Raw genomic sequence first — 17,368 nt, 5'->3', positions numbered from 1 at the left:
GCGCGCGGCCCCAGGCGCCGAAAACGCCGGCGCGCTCAGACCGAGATCAGATGATTGTCCCAGCGCAGCGCCGTTTGGGCCGTGCGCACGGGCGCGCGGTTGGCAAGCGCCACTAACTGCCCGGCCCCCGAGGTGGCCAGAAAACCTGTGCCCGCCTTGACCACACCACAGACATCCGTCAGCTCATACGCCTCCAGAAACGTGAGGCTCCGCGCGTCATGGCATTGCAGGGTGTTGCCCCGCGGCGAGGTCACGGCGATCGTTGCCCCGTCCCGCGAGATAGCGATGCTGCCCACATAGCCGGCAAGCGCTCGCATTTCAGGCGCGGGGGCATGCACCAGGCGCGGCTCCGATCCCCGACGATGCAGACCGGCAAGTGCGGCGACCGGGCCGTCACCCTGCCGTTGCATGCCAAACGCCACCGCGCCGTCAGGGGCTACGGCAAGGTGGCGGATGGAATTCCGGTGCAGTTCCGGTGGAAGCTCTGCGATCTCGATAATCCGGCCTTGATCGAGATATGCAAGGTTGGGCCGCATGGTCGGGATATTGAGCTTGGCGCGGCCGCTGTCGGGGTGGGTATCGATCCCGCCATTGGCAACGACAAGCGTATCCGTGCCCGGCAAACGCTCAATATCATGGGGGCCGATACCGCCGCTGTCCCATTCGCCCAGGCGGATGTAACCTCTTGTCACGTCCCAGAGCCCGACACGCCCGCGCCCGGCCTCGTAGTCATTCTCGGTCGTATAGAGCAAGCTGCCATCGGCGCTGAAGGTCCCGTGACCATAGAAATGCCGCCCCTCGGGGGTCTGTAGCATCGCCTTCTGCGCGCCGGAAACACAGTCGAGAACCAGTGCGAACCTGCCCGGACGGCGGGCAAAGGCAACGGCTTCCGGGCGGCTCGGATGTGCCGCTGCCGCGTGGCCGCGGGCGGGCAAGGGCACCTCGAACCGGATCCGCAACGCCGCATCGATCCCACACAGCACATAGCGGCCATCGGAGGTGACCGCCGCAGAAAGATAAGCCGGGGACCCCGCATCTGCCCATGTCAGCGCGGGTGTCAGACCCGCCGAAAGAAGGCCGCCCAGAAAGGCACGTCTCCCGGACAAACCACTGGCCATGTCAGTCCCCGTCCAGGGCGTTGAACCCGGCGTCGACCCCGAGCTTCGGGCCAAGTCGGTCAGACACCGTGCTACGGATTTCGTTGACCGATTGCTGGATCACCTCGACTTTAAGGCGTGTTTGCGGCGCCGTCACACTGGCAAAGATGGGATCATCCAGCGCCTCCAGCCGCGACTGCGCACGGGCGAATTGGTCCCCAAGCCGCTCTCTCAAAGCGGCGTTGCCGGTGGCAAGACGCAGCGCCAGATCCTCGACCGACGCAAGACTGATGGCCACATGGCGCGCCGACCGACCGGACCGGCGCGCCTCGGCCCGCAGCGGGCGGGGGCGCTCGAACGTACCGAGGGGGCGCCCGAGGCGGGTGTCGGCGGTGAATTGCAGGCCCGTGGTCACCGCTTTGAACATCTCCTGCAAGGCTTCCTGTTCGGTGCGATACACCCCATCGGCTCGCGGGGTGCGCAACAGGTCTGCGTACCGGGTTTCCCAATCTGCCAGAATTGCGGCGGCGGTTGCGGCAATATCGGCCGTTATCGTCCGAACGAGAGTGCATCGATAATCGGCATTGCCAGTGGTGCTCAGCCCGGGGTCATAGAGCAGGAATTCCAGTGCGTAGAACCCCCGCGCAGCGATCGAGACGTCGGAATAGGTCTCGCCCCCCTGCGCGACCGGATCCTCCGTGGCGATCAGATCGCTCAGCACGCGCGGGGTTGCGCCGCGACTGTCGGGCCAGAATGCCAGAGCAAAGGCGCGGTCGTCCACTTCGGTCGGGCCGAAGCGCAGATGGCTGGCCGCGATCCAGGCATCGAATGCCGCGCCATAGGCCGCGCGCAATTCCGGCGCGTCCGCGCGACACTCCTGCGCGGCGGCATGCGACAAGTCAGCAGATGTCTCTGACAGCATCGCGAAGCGTGGCAGGATATGGTCGCTGACAATTCCGTCGATATCCGGGGCATTATCGTCCGCAAACGCCAGAACCGGGGCACAAGTCAGAAGGAAAGTCACAAGGAGATGCTTCATAGGCTTTCCAAAAACGCGATAAGAGCCTCGCGGTCTTCGGTAGACATGGCCACGACTGCATCGCGATGGGGTTGCGCCTCCCCCCCGTGCCACAGGACGGCCTCCAGCAGGGACCGCGCGCGTCCGTCATGCAGGAAATAGGTATGGCCGCTGACCGTCTCGGTCAGACCGATCCCCCAGAGCGGCGGCGTGCGCCATTCGCGCCCCGTGGCACGGGCCTCGGGGCGGTTGTCCGCCAGCCCCGGCCCCATGTCGTGCAGCAACATGTCCGTATAGGGCCAGATCAACTGGAAGCTCTGCTCGGGCCGGTCAGCCAGCCGGTGTGTCACGAAACTGGGTGTGTGACAGGAAACGCAACCGGTGTTGTAAAACACCTCCTTGCCGCGCAGCACCTCGGGGGTGTCCACGTTGCGCCGGGCCGGAACGCCGAGGTTGCGGCTGTAGAAGGCAACAAGATCCATCCCCAAGGCATCGATTTCCGTCCCCCGCGCATCGCCATCCCCGTGAACGGCGGTTTGGCACGCGGCCTGGGCGGGCGTGCATTCCCCGGCGCCAGCCGGAAAGAGCGGGTTGGAGATGCCGATATCACCTGCAAAGGCACCCGCCGATTGCTGCATGACGGTGGGATTGCCCGCCTTGAGCCCGAAACGCCCGAGCATGGGCTGGTCATATTCGAACGACCAGACGATGTTGGGGCGCCCGGAAATACCGTCGCCGTCCAGGTCCTCGGGATCCGCACGGGCCAGGATATCGGCCGCCGGGATCGCCTCCAGCAGGCCCAGACCGATCATCTGCGGGGCGACGCGGGGCGACAGCATCGCCTCCGGATGCAGCGGGCCATAACTCAGGTTGGCCGCGGTGTAGGTCGGGTGGCGCAACGACACCTCGGTGCCGTCCGCGAGCACGACGATCTCCTCGGTATAACGCACGTCCAGCCGGTATTCCGCCGCGTGGCCCTGAACGGCGAAATCCTGCAACTGGGTGCCGTAGGTCGGGTCCGGCAGGGTCGCGATATACCCTTCGATCTCGGGTATCCCCGCATCCACAGGCCCGGGAATCGACACCCGCAGAAACATCGAGATTGCATTATCGTCGGCGTTCTCCGGCGGATGGCCGCGCCCGTCCTTGATGTGGCAGCGCTGGCATGAGCGCGCATTGAAGATCGGGCCCAACCCGTCAGACGCGAGCGTGGAGGCGGGCGACGAAACCCACAGCTTCCGGAACAGCCCATTGCCCAGCTTGAAGGTCATTTCATCTTCGAAGCTGATATTGCCGGAAGGCAGCGAGAAGGCGTTCGGGTTGTCCAGCGCCCGCACCGTAGCCGCCCCGGCGGAGCGCTCCTCGAACTTCGCCGCGGCGCTGAAATCCTCGGTCAGCGCCGTGACGGCGGCGATCCGCGCCGCCTCCTCCGCTGTTCTGGGCACGACGTTCAAATGGGGATCCCCGAGCCTGGCGAAGGGGCTGTCGGCCCATGCGGCGGGCACGGCAGCAAAGATATACAGGAGCGCAGGGATGTGGCGGGTGAGCATGGCGGCAACTCGGCGCGGTATGGAGGGAAAAGGCAGGCCTCCGCAGAGGCCTGCCGTGAGCTTGATGCGGTGCGCGCGCAAGGCCGCACGGACCGCGCGTGGATCACTCGAACACAGCGCTCGGGTTGTCGAGGCTGTCGGAGCCTTCGATCTCGATCCCTTCGGCATTCAACACGGCGATGACCCGCTCGATCGACCTTGTCTGATCCACGAGTCCGTTCACCCCGCCCATGATCAACGCCTCGCCCGCGGCATTGCCTTGCTCCAGCATCTGGTCATAGGCAAACCCGGCTTCGGCGGCGGTCTTGATCCGTCCCAATTGCATCACGGCCATGGCCAGCTTGCCCTGCATCTCGGCATCGAGTGCCGGATCGGCCGCCACCACCAGATCGGACAGGGCCGGCCCCGAGACCAGCGTGCCATCGACGCGGACATACTCTCCGAGATAGACGTTCTGGATGCCGATGCCGTTATAGAAGTGATCGTTATGGGTATTGTCGGCAAAGCAGGAATGTTCCTCTTCGGGATCGTTCAGCATGACGCCAAGCCGCATCCGCTCCCCCGCCGTTTCGCCATATGAAAGCGACCCCATGCCCGTCAAGATCGCGGCGATCCCGGCCTCCGCATCGGCGGTCAGTTCAGCCCGCGCGGCCCCGTCATCGGCCCATTGTGCCACCATCCATTCCAGATCGGATACCAGAAGGTCGGTCGCCGCCTTCAGGAACGCCCCGCGTCGGTCGCAGTTGCCATTGGTGCAATCGTCCCCCGGAGCATAATCGGTCCAGGGCCGGTCGCCTGGTCCGGCACCGTGACCGTTCAGATCCTGTCCCCAGAGCAGGAATTCGATGGCGTGATACCCGGTGGCCACGTTTGCCTCGACCCCGTCCGCCTCGTGCAGCGTTTCTTCCAGAAGAGCCGGCGTGATCTCGGTCGCGTCAACCTCCGCGCCCGACAGCGTGAAAGTCGGGCTTGCAATCACATTGAGGGAGGCAAACGCGTTCTCGTCGGTCGGCCCGCCGTAAGAGGCGTCCACATAGTCGATCAGCCCCTCATCCAGCGGCCAGGCGTTCACCTTGCCTTCCCAATCATCGACGATGGCGTTTCCGAACCGGTAAACCTCGGACTGTTGATAGGGGACGCGCGCAGCAAGCCACGCCGCACGCGCAGCGGTCAGAGCCTCGGCAGAAGGCGTCGAAACGAGGGCGTCCACCGCCGCTTGCAGTCGCTGTGCGGTGATCAGGCTGTCTTCGTACTTGGCCACGGCCATGTCCGCGTAGTGATCCAGAACCTCTGCGGGTTCTGTGGCGAAGGCAGGCGTCGCAAGCACCAGCGCGAGCGCTGTGGAAAGGTGGGGCAGTCGTGTCATCGGGGCTGTTCCTGTATGTGGAGAGATCGTGAAATCGAAAAAAGGGCTGTTGCGCGCCCTAAGGCGCCGGATCAGAAGTCACATTCGAATTGTCGGATCTGTAGCGATCGGCGATCCATTCCGCAGACGTTTCGTCCGTCTCGGCAGACGCCATCAGCGCCTCCAGCGGATCGGTGTCAGCAAGACGTCGTGCCTGCGCGGTGGGTGATTGGCTTGTGTTTGGGTACAACTTCCAGGCCCTATTTGTGCTATTCATCGGGCTTCTCCGACCAAGGGACAGAGTGGCTGGAACTATCGAAAAGTTGACTTAATCAGTCGGAAAAGTCAACCCGACCAGTTTTATCAAGAACTCGTCGGGCCCTTTTGTCGCGCGTTACGCGTTCAGCGCAAAACGCTGCACGCGCGTGCCTCAGCGCACCGGTGAGCTGGTTCGATCTTGCTCTAACCTCAGGTAGCCACGTCGGCGTGACCGGGCTGGGAGCCATTTCAAACAGGTGTGAACTGCGAAGTGAAACAGGGAAGGACGGCTCGAACAGTCCACTACCCAAGGCTGCAAATCGAAGGGGATCGAACAACCGGCGTGGGGATTGATCAGGGCTTCCTTCGTCCGGTGGCAGAGTATCTCCCACCGCGCCCTCATGCCCGCCGGCGCAGCAGCCAGACAAAAAACGCGCCTCCGATCAGACCGGTGACGATCCCAATGGGTATGTCCTCAGGCGCCATTACGGTGCGGGCCGCGATGTCGGCCCAGACAAGAAAGATCGCGCCGACGAGCGCGGAAGCTGGCAGCACGCGGGCGTAATCGCCACCGACCAGCATCCGGACTATATGTGGGATCATCAGTCCGACGAAGCCGATGATGCCCGAGAAGGCGACCATGCACCCCGTCAGCAGCGCGCCCACGACAAAGACCGACAGTCGAAAGCGGGCGATGGGTATGCCAAGGGTCGAAGCCGTCTCGTCGCCAATCGTCATGGCATTAAGCCGACTGGCATTCGCGAGAAACCAGAGCCCGCAACCGACAAGGATCACAGCCGGGAAGAGCAGCTGGTCCCACTGCGCAAGGCCGAGACCGCCAAGCATCCAGAAAACGACAGTGTGGGTCGCGCGCGGGTCGCCGATGAAGATCAGGATATTCGCGCAGGACATGACGATGAAGGACACGGCCACGCCCGCCAGAACGAGCCGGTCGGCACCCGTCGCCTGCGCGAAGCTGGTCACGCCAAGGACAAGCAGCGTGGCGGCCAAAGCTCCAGCAAAGGCCAAGAGCGGAACGGTCAGCAGGCCGAGGAACAGCCCGGTGTGCAACAGCGCAAGGATCGCTCCGAATGCCGCACCCGACGAAATGCCGAGCAGATGCGGGTCCGCCAGCGGGTTGCGGGTGACCGATTGCAGGCTGGCCCCGACCAGCGCCAGCCCCGCCCCTACCATTGCCGCGAGAAGCGCACGCGGAAGGCGGATCTCCCAGACGATTGCAGCCTGTCCGGTTGTCCAGTCGGGCGTCAGCAGCCCCGGCAAAATCCGATCTGCCATGATACCCCAAACCGTGCCAAGTGGCACGGCGACCGCGCCCAAGCTGACCGCGACGGAGATCGAGAGCAGCAGCACCGCGACCCCCGCCGCCGTCAGCGACGGCATCACGAAGGCCCGGCGTGCGGGCGCTCCAACGCGGGTCTCGGTCATTCTGCGCGGAACGCTTCGGCGAGCGTTCTCACTGCGCCGATGTTGCGCGGGCCGGGCGTCGCCTCGACGTATTCGAGCGTGACGAACCGGTCATTCCTGACCGCAGACAAGTCAGCGAAAGCGGGGTTTTGCATCATGAAATCGCGCTTCTGCGCCGCCGTGACGTCGCCATAGTTCACGATCACGATGACCTCGGGGTCGCGTTCCACCACCGCCTCCCAGCCGACGGTCGTCCAGCTCTTTTCGACGTCGTCCATGATGTTGGTTCCGCCCGCGGCCTGGATCAGGGCATTCGGCATGGCGTAGCGGCCGGCAGTGAAGGGCATGTCCTCGCCACTGTCATAAACGAAAACGCGGGGGGCATTCTCCAGAGGTGTCATTTCGGCAAGGATCGCATCGAGTTCCGCGCGGTAGCCCGCCACCAGCGCCTCGGCGCGTTCCGCGACGCCGAAGATACGCCCGAGGTTCAGGAGATCGGCGTACATGTCATCCATCCGCGCAGGGGGCTTGTCCATGATATGGGTGCAACTTTCGGTCAGCTCGTAAACCTGGATGCCAAAGGGCGCGAGTGTGTCAGGCGTCACCTCGCCGCCGACCCGCATGCCGTAGTTCCAGCCCGCGAAGTAGAAATCCGCACCCGCGCCGATGAGGACTTCCTTGGATGGGTATTTCTCGGACAGTTCCGGCAACTCCCCAACACCCGCGCGCATGGCTTCGTCGAGCTTGTTCCAACCATTGATGCCGGTGAAGCCGACCATTCGCTCTGTCAGCCCGAGCACGAGCATCATTTCGGTCAGATTGACATCATTGGACACGGCCGCCTTGGGAGGGGCGTCGAACGTCACCTCGCGATCGCAGCTCTGGACGGTGACAGGATGCGCAAAAGCCGGGCCGGCAAACGCGAGAAGGGCGAGGGAAAGCAGGGGTCGCATGTTGGATCCTTAGGATTAGAGATGGAACGTCAGGTGAGGGTCGCCGCTGGGCGCAAGGGTCTGGCGCGAGACGCGGACACCGAAGGCGCGCGCGATCAGAGCTTCGCTCAACACCTCGCCAGGCGGGCCGTAAGCCAGAGCCTGACCATCCGAGAGAACCAGCACCTCATCTGTGTGGGTCGCGGCCAGATTGATGTCATGGAGCGAGGTGACGATTGTCGGACCCAGGGTGCCGATCAGGTCCAGCACTTCCAGTTGATGGCGGATATCGAGGTGATTGGTCGGTTCGTCCAGAACAAGCAGCCGTGGCTCCTGCGCCAGTGCGCGCGCAACCATGACACGCTGACGCTCCCCGCCTGACAGTGTTCCGAACATGCGATTGGCAAAGGCCGAAAGGTCCAGCCTGGCGAGGGCGGCGCGCACGATCCGGGCATCGCTGTCCCCAGCCGAGGCCAAGCCACTGCGATGTGGTGTTCGGCCAAGGGCCACGATCTCGCGCACGGTCAACGCGAAGTCGGTGGGCTGCTCCTGCAATACTACAGCGATGGAGCGGGCCACCTCGCGGGCCGAGATCGACCAGATGTCCACTCCGTCCAGCAGCACTCTTCCGCCGGCAGGGCGGAGATAGCGATAGAGCAAACGCAGCAGTGTGGACTTGCCCGCGCCGTTCGCTCCGACGACGCCGAGTATACGGCCAGGGGCCAGCGCGAAGGAGGTCGGGTGCAGGACGGACGCGCCACGCTTCGGAGCCCAGCTCAGATCCTCGACCAGCAGAGCGGCGGCCGTCACTGGACCGGCCCCCCTTCGGCGACGATCAGTGCTGCCGGCACGCGGGCCAATGTCGTGCGCTGCAGCTTGCCCGGCCGCGTGGTCGAGGAGCACCAACCGTCGTCCAGGTCGCGATACTGCCGTGCGAAGGCAACGAGATCTTCGATGTCCTGCCCCGGCTCGATGTCACCGAACAGGTACGTCGCCTTGGCGGATGCGTGGTAAGCGACAGTGCAGGGTCTATCGCAGCCGGCCATGCAGGCCACACCCGAAATCTCAAAATCGTTCGAAAGGAGACCTCCGGCCGCTTTGAGCGCCGCGCGCAAGCGGTCGATCAGCTCAAGGCCAGGGCGGCAGTCGCGGCCCTTGTGCCGGCATGACGTGCAGATCGTGATCCTGTGGGAATGATATCCGGTTGCGCCCATGTCGCCCTCCGCGAATACGCGAGAGCGGACATCGGACATGCAAACCGGAGCGGAACGCGCCCGTATGGAACATCATGACCTCCTGCCCAGACACCCCGCCTGGTCGAGTTTTATTTGGCGCCGAAAGCGCACCATCGATGGCAGGTCTCCTGACTCGCGGGTCACGGCTTCCCCGAACCTTCCCGGACCGCATCGGTCCAGTGGTGTCCACGGGGTCGCTCGCCGCTCACAGTTGCGGGGGCAGTCACGGGTTTGGTGCCTGATGGCTACGCCTCACCGTGTTCCCTTTTCATCCTTTCACCCTCGCGGGTTTCGGGAACCATCATTTCGACCATCGCCTGAATACCAATCCCGGTCAAGAACAAGGCGCGGATCAGGACCCAGTTGGCCAACACAAACCCAGCAACAGGTTGGATGCGTTCCGTAGAGCTTCTTCGTGTTTGACTGATCACCGCGCGTAGCGCGCCGCTGTCAGCCCCTCCATCGAGATTTCAGGCGGTTTTCCCATGATCACATCGGCGACGGCCCGGCCCGAGCCACAAGCCATGGTCCAGCCCAGCGTCCCATGCCCGGTGTTGAGGAACAGGTTTTCGTAACGCGTCGGGCCGAGAACCGGCGTGCCATCGGGCGTCATCGGGCGCAAACCGGTCCAACCTTCGGCACGAGAGAGATCGCCGCCCTTGGGAAACAGATCGCCAATCACATGCCGCACCGTGTCGGTTGCATGCGGGCCCAGGCGATTGGAATAGCCCACGATCTCGGCTTGCCCTGCCACGCGGATACGATCGCCCAAGCGGGTAATCGCGACCTTGTGCGTCTCGTCCATGATCGTCGATTGCGGGGCGAACGCGTCGTTCGTGACGGGGAGCGTGACGGAATAGCCCTTGACCGGATAGACCGGCAGCCTGATCCCGATGGGGTTCAGGACGTTCACGGCGTAACTGCCCATGGCACACACATAGGAGTCCCCGGAAATACGCCCGGCGATCTCCGTGTCCACACCCGCGATCTTGCCATTCTCGACGGCGATGGCGTTGATGGTTTGGCCGTACTGGAACTCAACGCCCATTTCGATGCACTTGTCGGTCAAGGCAATCGTGAACATGCGGCAATCGCCGGTGCGGTCCGACGTCAGGCGTAATCCGCCGACGAACTTTCCGCGGACTTCCGCCAAGGCCGGTTCTACTTCGACACAGGCATCGCGCCCGAGCACCTCGTAGGGCGAGCCGTACTCGGCCAAGACCGCTTGATCGGCCTTGGACGCTTTCATCTGCTTGGCGGTGCGGAAAAGTTGCAGCGTGCCCATCTGGCGTCCGTCGTATTCGATACCGGTGTCGGCGATCAGATCCGGCATGACATCGCGCGAATAACTGGACACACGCACCATGCGCCCCTTGTTGATCGTGTAGCTTTCGGCGTTGCAGTTGCGCAGCATCTGCACACACCATTTCCACATGGTCGGGCTCAGGAGCGGCATGATGAACAACGGACGACGTTTCATGAACATCCATTTGACCGCCTTGACCGGAATACCCGGCGCCGCCCAGGGCGAGCTCATCCCGTAGCTCAACTGACCCGCGTTGGCGTAACTCGTCTCCAGGCCCGGGCCGGTCTGACGATCGATGACCACGACCTTTACGCCTTGCTTGGCCAGGTAATATGCGGTGGTGACGCCGATGACGCCCGCGCCCATGATAACGACTTTCATGACAAGCCACTTTCCTTGATCAGGTTTGTCACGATCGAGACCCAACCTGGCGTTAATTCTCTTGCTGATGAGCGCCACCTTACAGGAAGGGCGCCGGTCAAACCGGGGAAATCGCGATGCGCGGCGTCACCGGGTCGCTGCGGGTTGTTCCACCTGAATGATGGTCAGCATCCGTCGCTGGTTTCCCCTTGTCTCCCAGTGGAAACTGGCGCCTTCCGCCAAGCCCAGCAGGGCGACACCGATCGGCGTCGTCACGGACACCCGGAGCCGGGCAATATCGGCCTCTTCGGGATAAACGAGGGTCACGGACTTTTCCTGTCCGGTCGCCTCATCGCGATAGGTCACCCTACTCCCCATACTCACGACATTTTTCGGCATCTTGGAGGATGCCACGATACGCGCGCGCGCGATTTCGTCGAACAAACGGTCCGCAAGTGCGGGCTGACGCCGCATCATGCCGTCCGCCAGCCCCTCGAGATGCTCGAGATCATCCGCACTGATGACAATTTTCGGAGAACGTTTGGTATGCTTTTTCGTAGCTTGAAGTGATGTAGACATCTGAAAATGTCCTTCTTGTTTAACTGTGGAATGTGGAGTCGGGGTTGAGGTCAGGTCGCGTGGTCAACTGCGATCACGGCAAGTCTGCCGATGCGACCATTCTCGAAGAGCAGAGGGGCACGCTGCCCCACCTGCATACCAATCAATGTAGCGCCCAAGAGCGACGCTACCGGAATGAGAGCACTCGTTGGCCCCTTGCGCACGCGGTGGACCAGTTGCCCCCTTAGGGGGTCACCACCATCGATCGCGTAGGTAACGCGAGATCCCCCAACCACGAGATCGCCCTGGTGCAGGTTTTCCGAGGGCCGTGTGTTCATCACCTTGTTGGCAAGCACGTAGACCAACAGTTCCGAGGCTGGCGGTATCGCGCACACACAACTTTCCAGATGCTCTTGCAACTGCCGGTAATCCGCCGCAGGCAAGCGGGTCCGTCTATCCTGCAAGGCGCCGGATGAAGGCTCAAGCTCTACTTCCGGGTGATCGAGATCGAACATGATTTCTCCTCGGGGCGAACGCCCGCTGTCACGATTTTTGCAAGTGAGGAGACCCCGGGAAGTGTGTTAGGCGCAGGCGCCTAGTCCCCCCGGGGAAGCGGGCGGTTCAGCAGTAGAAATCGGAAATGATCTACGTGTTCCAGCATGCATCGAACGTAGGGACTGGCATCGCTGTCGTCAATCTCGGTTGCTTTGCACCGGCACGTTTGCGCGGTCCTTGGCCAATGGCCCAGGATCCACACAAACCGCGGTAATTTTGGCAGCCCAAGCTCTGACAGGCGCCGAGTCCAGAGTCAGCCCGTTTGCACCATCCGCTTCGAAAATCATCCACCCGAAAGCCCGAGAGAGCACTTCATAGCGACCCTTGCCCGAAAGCGCATCATGATCGCTGGTAGGCTCTGCCGAAAAGGCTTGCAGGGAACCTCACTCGCGCCTGAAGACGACAGCCGTCAAGGTTTTGCGCTTGGCAACCGAGACCGGTACTGGCACTGGCGGCAGGAGCGTCAGACTGTTCAAACCGACCCCTTCGGCAAGGCCACCATGGCTTGTCGGACCGTTTGATCTGCCTTTTGCAGCATCTCGAAGGCCTCGAAACGTTTTTGATGTAGCGCCAAGATCTCGGCAGACGACGGGTCGAAGCGTGCTTTGACAGACGACATCGCGGACATTGCCGATTGGATTGTCGGATACGCCCCGGCCGCGACCGCTCCCAACATCGCGGCGCCAAGCAACACGGGTTCGGCCGAACGTGTCGACAGCACCGGAAAACCGCTCGAGTCCGCCAGAAGCTGCTTGATCGTATCGCTTTCCCCGGCACCGCCGCTGACCACGATGGTCGAAGGTCGCACTCCATGCTGGCCTTGCGCCTGCATGATCTGCCTCAGCCCGTATCCGACGCCGAGGACCGCGGCGACATACGTAGCAAGGAGGTCCTCGAAATCCGCAGACAGCGTCAGGCCCGAGATCGCGCCCGTGGCCCCCGGGTCTGCAAACGGGGCGCGGTTGCCGAGGAAATCCGGCACCACCACGCGCGCACCGGCGAGCAAAGCAACTTCGCTTTTTTCCGAGACGCGGCGGTCAACTTGGCGCAGGAGATAGGTTTGCAATGACAGCCCCTCGGCCCGGGCGGCTGCCTCGGCCTCGGCGCTGGCGGGATGGACGGTCACGAGATGCGCAATGGCTTCGCCCGCTGCGGATTGGCCCCCTTCGGACAACCACATGCCTGGCACCATGGCAGAGTAATAGGGCCCCCAGACACCGGGCACCCTGTGCGCTTCGGGCGATGTCGACATGGTGCAGGCCGAGGTGCCAAAGACGTAGGCCATCGTGGCCTCGGGACCGCGCTCGGGATCGGCACCGACCGTGCCGATCCCGCCCGCGTGCGCATCGATCAATCCCGCTGCAACAGGTATCCCGGCCAAAAGGCCCATCTGAGCGGCGGCGCCATGGCTCAGGCCTTGGGCCAACGCAGATCCAGGAGGCACTATCTCAGTCCCGATGCGGGAGAAGTTCTCCGACGCCAGCTCCCGCAAACCGATTTCTTCGAAATAGCTGTTATCCCATCTATCCTCATGCGCGAGGTAGGTCCATTTGCATGTCACCGTACAGCAAGAGCGCGCCAGTGACCCGGTTGCGGCCCAGGTCAGGTAGTCGACAAGATCAAAAAACTGCCCGGCAGCCGCGAAGCTCTCAGGCATGTTCTCCCGCAGCCAAAGCAGTTTCGGGGTCTGCATCTCCGGCGAGATTGCACCACCGACAAATTCCAAAACGGGATGCTCCTTGGCGTTTATCCGAGCGGCTTGATCGGTGGCACGCTGGTCCATCCAGACGATGACATTGCGCGCGACATCGCCCGAGGCGCTGACGCTGAGCGGGTGCATGTCGCCGTCCAGGACAACCAGGGAACAGGCCGCGTCGAAGCCGATGCCGCGGACCTCTTGCGGAGAGATCCCCGCATCGGAAATTGCCCCACGCACGCAGCTGCAGACCGCCTGCCAGATATCATCGGAGGATTGCTCTGCGATGTTGCCAGGTGCGCGCCACATCTGGATGTCGTGCTTCCTGCTGGCAAGAAGGGTCCCTTCGAGATCAAAAACCCCTGCGCGGGCGCTGCCCGTGCCGACATCGACACCGATAAAACAGGTCACAAGTCCACCGCGTTTGGCAAAAGGACGAGGTCGCGGATCGTCACGTTGGAAGGCCGCGTGAGCATGAAAACGACGCAGTCGGCAACTTCCTTGGGTTGCATGAGGCTGCCTTCGGCCAAGGCCTGTTCCATCTTGGGCTTGGGCCAGTCATCCAACAAGGCCGTCACGACCGGTCCGGGCAGTATCGCGCCGACGCGCACACCGTGTTTGGACATCTGCCGCCGGACGCTGTGGGTGAAGGCTTGCACGGCATGTTTGGAGGCGGTGTAAATCGGCTCCCACACTACGGGGATGACGCCTGCGACCGAACTCGTCAGGATGACGTCGCCCGAGCCCTGCTTCGCCAGGTGCGGCAAGACCGCATGCACAGATCGGAACGCGGCATTGATGTTGAGGTTCAGCACATGATCCCATTCGTCGGGATCCCCTGCGAGGACATCGCCACCGACATAGGCGCCCGCGTTGGCATGGAAAGCGTCCAACCGTCCGGCTTTGTCCAGAATTCGGGACAACATCTGCGCCACGCTCGCCTTGTCCATCAGGTCCGTCACGATCGGAACGGCCTGCGCGCCGAGCTCGGCGCGGACCTCTTCCAAAGCCGTTGCGTTTCGATCTATGATGGCAACCTTGGCCCCCGCGTCGATGCACGCACGCGCGCAAGCCAAACCGATCCCCGAGGCGCCCCCCGTGATTGCCACGACCTTTCCAGACAAATCCGTCATATCTGCGCCTTTCCGTTCAAACCTGGTTTCCTGGCTTACCCATAGAAGAGGTGCATACCCCGCCAAATGACTGCCGCCGGACTGCCCTGGATACTATCGGTATGCTCCAGCGAGTCATCGGCAGTCTCTTCCGCGCTCGGCCTTGTATCTACTGCGCATGGTTCAAAGGCGGCGAGAGTACATACTGAGTTGCCCAGTCTGACCGACCGAACGCTGCGCTGGCTAAGACCACCTGTCAGAGCCAGGACATCAGAACCAGCGACTTGCGCCACGGCGCTTATCCGGAATTCAGGCGGCATCGGGATTTCCTTGTGTCCAGGCCTGCTGGAACTGACCAGAAAAGCAAAAGATGGGCAGAATTGCGCACCAGCGGGATTTCCGCTTGAGACCCGCCGTTATGAAAGCGATTTCCAGCCAAACGCATTCACGGCAATGCCCCCCGTTCTGGTTTACCTTCGAGATGACGCGTTCCGCAGCCCGGCGCAGAGCGCAACTGCCCTTGTGGACGCAAGGGCTAGTCATATGCTGGAATACCCACCTTCGATCATCATGACCGCGCCATTGACCAGGTCCGAAGCGGGCGACGCCAAGTACAATGCCATATCCGCGATCTCGATCGGCTCCCCAAATCGCCCGAGTGGCGTGCGGGCAATGAAAGGGTCTTTTCTCTCCGGCGCCGACCACAGTTCCTTGCCCATTTCGGTCAGCACCACGGTGGGGCAGATGGCGTTGACCTGCACATTATGCGGGGCCGCCTCGGTCATCAGGGATTTGGTCAGGGCATTGAGCCCCCCCTTGGAGGTCGCGTAAGCCGCATGGTCTTTCAAGGCGATCACACCTGTCTGCGAGGATATGTTGATGATCTTGCCCTGTTTGCGCTGCATCATCCCGGGCATTACTGCCTTGGATAGAATGAATGGCGCGGTCAGGTTGACGGCCAGCGTGCGTTGCCAGTCGTCGAGATCATAGTTTGTCACCGGGCCGGTCACGGCAATGCCAGCCGAATTCACGAGAATGTCGATCTTGCCAAAAGCGGCAAGGGCTCGGTCCGCGACGTTCTGCGTTTGATCCGGATCGGCCAGATCGCCGGTGATCGCCGCGAACTGGCGCCCCGTGGTCTTGATCTGCGCGCCGAGATCCGTCAAGCGGTCCAAGTCACGTCCTTGGCCGACAATATCAGCGCCGGCATCGGCGAACACCTCGGCAATGGCTCTGCCGATCCCGGATGAGGCCCCGGTGACAAGGGCGGTCTTGTCTTGCAGGCTGAAGCGGTCTTGCCAAGGCATTGTCTATTCCAGGTTTGTGTGATTGGCGCGCATGGCCTCAGGCGCGACCTCCATAAGGGCACGCAAATCGAGCACGAGGATTTCGAAGAACAGAAACATGTATACCTCGTAGAGCGAGCCCATGGGCAGGATCGAGGTGGTCTTGTCTCCCTGATCTGCAGCCATCGTCTGAGCCGGCAAGGTCACACAAGCATCGACACTTCGCGGTACCGCACCGCCTGGTTCCGCGGTGATGCAAATGGTAGCGGCTCCGCTCAATCTGGCGACCTCGACCAGCGCTGCGACGGTCGCAAACTGGCCGGGACCGGCGCTGACGAACAACAGATCGCCCTGTCCCACCGGAGGCGCCGTCATGTCGCCAACGACATGTGCGTCGCAGCCCAGGTGATAAAGCCGCATGGCAAGCGCCTTCATCATCAGGCCTTCACGACCGACGCCGTAACACAAGATGCGCTTCGCACCTGCCAACGCCTGCGACAATGTCGCGACCTGCGCCAGCACCTCGGCCGAAAGACCGGGACGAAGCTCGTCCAGCAATCGATCTGCAAGCCCGTCGAGAGCCAAGGTCATGACGCCCCCATCTTGATCTGGATCTTGACATCGGTTGGTCGTGCTTCCACCGCTCGGTCAAAAGCCGCGATACTGTCTTCGAAGGGAAAGGTTGCAGAGATCAAGGGCTTCAGATCGACCTTGCCCGATGCCAACAGGGCGATGGCGCGGTCATACATGTTCGCATAGCGGAACACCGTTTCCATTCGCAGTTCCTTAGACTGGGCCAGAACGATGTCCACCGGCACCGGATCGACCGGCATCCCGACCCAGACAACGCAGCCGGCGGGCGCTGCGGCTTCCAACGCTGCCTGGATAGACGCGGCCGCACCCGCGCATTCAAAGACGACATCGGCCCCCCAACCCTCTGTCGCCTCTTGCAGAACCTCCGCCGGGTTGTCGCGAGGGATCAGGATCGGGTGGATATTGTCATAGCCCGCAGCAATCGCCAGCTTGTCTTCCACAAGATCGGATACGAACACCTTCGCACAACCACCGGCCAGAGCGGCAAGTGCGACCATCACGCCGATGGGCCCTGCACCGGTGACCAAGGCCACATCCCCGGGCTTGATCCGGGCCTTTGCAGCGGCCTGCATCCCAATGGCGAAAGGCTCGACCATCGCTCCTTCGGCAAAGCTCACGTGATCCGGCAGTTTGAATGTGAAGGCCGCGGGATGCACCACCGAGGGCGTCAGGCAACCGTGCACAGGCGGCGTTGCCCAGAACTGTACCGCGGGGTCCACGTTGTAGACGCCAAGCTTGGAGGCCTTGGAACTGCCATTGGGGATGCCGGGTTCCATACACACCCGGTCGCCCAACGCCAGATGCGTGACCGCCGCGCCAATTTCCGTGACAATGCCCGCCGCCTCATGACCAAGAACCATTGGTTGCTTCACAACGAAGGGGCCGATCTTGCCATGCGTGTAATAGTGCACGTCGCTGCCGCAGACCCCGACAGTATCAATCGCGATGCGGACATCCTCTGGACCAAGCTCGTCGGGAAGATCGATGTCGCGCAGCGCCAGCTTGCGCGCTGCTTCTAATACGAGTGCTCTGGCCATGTGC

At 62.6% G+C, this 17,368-nt stretch carries 16 protein-coding genes and 1 riboswitch; all 16 genes read right to left on the bottom strand.

The features are described 5' to 3' along the window. Nucleotides 1-35: 35 nt before the first annotated feature. Nucleotides 36-1,118, bottom strand: coding sequence for a DUF1513 domain-containing protein (locus tag PVW48_RS12210; protein WP_274581540.1), 1,083 nt, complete (start codon nucleotides 1,116-1,118; stop codon nucleotides 36-38). Nucleotide 1,119: 1 nt separating this feature from the next. Then, nucleotides 1,120-2,136, bottom strand: a complete 1,017-nt coding sequence (locus PVW48_RS12205; protein WP_274581539.1) for an imelysin family protein — start codon at nucleotides 2,134-2,136, stop codon at nucleotides 1,120-1,122. Continuing rightward, nucleotides 2,133-3,665 (bottom strand): di-heme oxidoreductase family protein, encoded by a 1,533-nt coding sequence (locus PVW48_RS12200; RefSeq protein ID WP_274581538.1) that lies wholly within the window; start codon nucleotides 3,663-3,665, stop codon nucleotides 2,133-2,135. The genes PVW48_RS12205 and PVW48_RS12200 overlap by 4 nt, the downstream gene beginning before the upstream one ends. Before the next feature lie 103 nt (nucleotides 3,666-3,768). Further along, a complete protein-coding gene (locus PVW48_RS12195) occupies nucleotides 3,769-5,031 on the bottom strand; it encodes an imelysin family protein (RefSeq protein ID WP_012177241.1) in 1,263 nt (420 codons plus the stop codon). 636 nt (nucleotides 5,032-5,667) lie between these two features. Next, complete coding sequence (locus PVW48_RS12190; protein WP_443112679.1) at nucleotides 5,668-6,714, bottom strand: FecCD family ABC transporter permease; 1,047 nt, start codon at nucleotides 6,712-6,714, stop codon at nucleotides 5,668-5,670. Continuing rightward, nucleotides 6,711-7,646 carry an ABC transporter substrate-binding protein gene (locus PVW48_RS12185; RefSeq protein ID WP_274581537.1) on the bottom strand — a complete coding sequence of 312 codons (936 nt, stop codon included), beginning with the start codon at nucleotides 7,644-7,646 and terminating at the stop codon, nucleotides 6,711-6,713. The genes PVW48_RS12190 and PVW48_RS12185 overlap by 4 nt, the downstream gene beginning before the upstream one ends. Nucleotides 7,647-7,661: 15 nt before the next feature. Further along, nucleotides 7,662-8,435 (bottom strand): ABC transporter ATP-binding protein, encoded by a 774-nt coding sequence (locus PVW48_RS12180; protein ID WP_274581536.1) that lies wholly within the window; start codon nucleotides 8,433-8,435, stop codon nucleotides 7,662-7,664. Continuing rightward, entirely contained in the window at nucleotides 8,432-8,839 is a 408-nt protein-coding gene (locus tag PVW48_RS12175; RefSeq protein WP_274581535.1) for a DUF1636 domain-containing protein, read from the bottom strand. Before PVW48_RS12175 ends, PVW48_RS12180 begins: the two co-directional genes overlap by 4 nt. 122 nt (nucleotides 8,840-8,961) lie before the next feature. After that, nucleotides 8,962-9,178: riboswitch (cobalamin riboswitch) on the bottom strand. A gap of 109 nt (nucleotides 9,179-9,287) precedes the next feature. Further along, nucleotides 9,288-10,547: a D-amino acid dehydrogenase gene (locus PVW48_RS12170; RefSeq protein ID WP_338020475.1), complete on the bottom strand. Its 1,260-nt coding sequence runs from the start codon at nucleotides 10,545-10,547 to the stop codon at nucleotides 9,288-9,290. A 126-nt stretch (nucleotides 10,548-10,673) separates the two neighbouring features. Continuing rightward, nucleotides 10,674-11,105, bottom strand: coding sequence for a nucleoside diphosphate kinase regulator (gene rnk, locus PVW48_RS12165; RefSeq protein ID WP_274581534.1), 432 nt, complete (start codon nucleotides 11,103-11,105; stop codon nucleotides 10,674-10,676). 50 nt (nucleotides 11,106-11,155) lie between these two features. Beyond that, the gene (locus tag PVW48_RS12160) at nucleotides 11,156-11,599 is read right to left on the bottom strand and encodes a hypothetical protein (protein WP_274581533.1); all 444 of its coding nucleotides are present in this window, start codon (nucleotides 11,597-11,599) and stop codon (nucleotides 11,156-11,158) included. A gap of 512 nt (nucleotides 11,600-12,111) precedes the next feature. Continuing rightward, nucleotides 12,112-13,746: an FGGY-family carbohydrate kinase gene (locus tag PVW48_RS12155; RefSeq protein WP_274581532.1), complete on the bottom strand. Its 1,635-nt coding sequence runs from the start codon at nucleotides 13,744-13,746 to the stop codon at nucleotides 12,112-12,114. After that, nucleotides 13,743-14,468 carry an SDR family oxidoreductase gene (locus PVW48_RS12150; RefSeq protein ID WP_274581582.1) on the bottom strand — a complete coding sequence of 242 codons (726 nt, stop codon included), beginning with the start codon at nucleotides 14,466-14,468 and terminating at the stop codon, nucleotides 13,743-13,745. Before PVW48_RS12150 ends, PVW48_RS12155 begins: the two co-directional genes overlap by 4 nt. Nucleotides 14,469-14,986: 518 nt before the next feature. Then, nucleotides 14,987-15,754, bottom strand: coding sequence for an SDR family NAD(P)-dependent oxidoreductase (locus PVW48_RS12145; RefSeq protein WP_012177231.1), 768 nt, complete (start codon nucleotides 15,752-15,754; stop codon nucleotides 14,987-14,989). 3 nt (nucleotides 15,755-15,757) lie between these two features. Continuing rightward, nucleotides 15,758-16,324, bottom strand: coding sequence for an SIS domain-containing protein (locus PVW48_RS12140; RefSeq protein ID WP_012177230.1), 567 nt, complete (start codon nucleotides 16,322-16,324; stop codon nucleotides 15,758-15,760). Then, nucleotides 16,321-17,364 carry an NAD(P)-dependent alcohol dehydrogenase gene (locus PVW48_RS12135; RefSeq protein ID WP_274581581.1) on the bottom strand — a complete coding sequence of 348 codons (1,044 nt, stop codon included), beginning with the start codon at nucleotides 17,362-17,364 and terminating at the stop codon, nucleotides 16,321-16,323. The genes PVW48_RS12140 and PVW48_RS12135 overlap by 4 nt, the downstream gene beginning before the upstream one ends. Between the last annotated feature and the right edge of the window lie 4 nt (nucleotides 17,365-17,368).

The organism is Dinoroseobacter sp. PD6, assembly GCF_028807315.1.
Classification (GTDB): domain Bacteria; phylum Pseudomonadota; class Alphaproteobacteria; order Rhodobacterales; family Rhodobacteraceae; genus Dinoroseobacter; species Dinoroseobacter shibae.
This window is presented reverse-complemented; position numbering and strand designations above follow the sequence as displayed.

Bases quoted from the DNA above. Each gene is read 5' to 3' on its own strand.
- PVW48_RS12145 (WP_012177231.1), bottom strand. From the start codon at position 15,754: ATGCCTTGGCAAGACCGCTTCAGCCTGCAAGACAAGACCGCCCTTGTC.
- PVW48_RS12200 (WP_274581538.1), bottom strand. From the start codon at position 3,665: ATGCTCACCCGCCACATCCCTGCGCTCCTGTATATCTTTGCTGCCGTG.
- rnk (WP_274581534.1), bottom strand. From the start codon at position 11,105: ATGTCTACATCACTTCAAGCTACGAAAAAGCATACCAAACGTTCTCCG.
- PVW48_RS12195 (WP_012177241.1), bottom strand. From the start codon at position 5,031: ATGACACGACTGCCCCACCTTTCCACAGCGCTCGCGCTGGTGCTTGCG.
- PVW48_RS12190 (WP_443112679.1), bottom strand. From the start codon at position 6,714: ATGACCGAGACCCGCGTTGGAGCGCCCGCACGCCGGGCCTTCGTGATG.
- PVW48_RS12175 (WP_274581535.1), bottom strand. From the start codon at position 8,839: ATGGGCGCAACCGGATATCATTCCCACAGGATCACGATCTGCACGTCA.
- PVW48_RS12170 (WP_338020475.1), bottom strand. From the start codon at position 10,547: ATGAAAGTCGTTATCATGGGCGCGGGCGTCATCGGCGTCACCACCGCA.
- PVW48_RS12160 (WP_274581533.1), bottom strand. From the start codon at position 11,599: ATGTTCGATCTCGATCACCCGGAAGTAGAGCTTGAGCCTTCATCCGGC.
- PVW48_RS12140 (WP_012177230.1), bottom strand. From the start codon at position 16,324: ATGACCTTGGCTCTCGACGGGCTTGCAGATCGATTGCTGGACGAGCTT.
- PVW48_RS12210 (WP_274581540.1), bottom strand. From the start codon at position 1,118: ATGGCCAGTGGTTTGTCCGGGAGACGTGCCTTTCTGGGCGGCCTTCTT.
- PVW48_RS12205 (WP_274581539.1), bottom strand. From the start codon at position 2,136: ATGAAGCATCTCCTTGTGACTTTCCTTCTGACTTGTGCCCCGGTTCTG.
- PVW48_RS12150 (WP_274581582.1), bottom strand. From the start codon at position 14,468: ATGACGGATTTGTCTGGAAAGGTCGTGGCAATCACGGGGGGCGCCTCG.
- PVW48_RS12185 (WP_274581537.1), bottom strand. From the start codon at position 7,646: ATGCGACCCCTGCTTTCCCTCGCCCTTCTCGCGTTTGCCGGCCCGGCT.
- PVW48_RS12135 (WP_274581581.1), bottom strand. From the start codon at position 17,364: ATGGCCAGAGCACTCGTATTAGAAGCAGCGCGCAAGCTGGCGCTGCGC.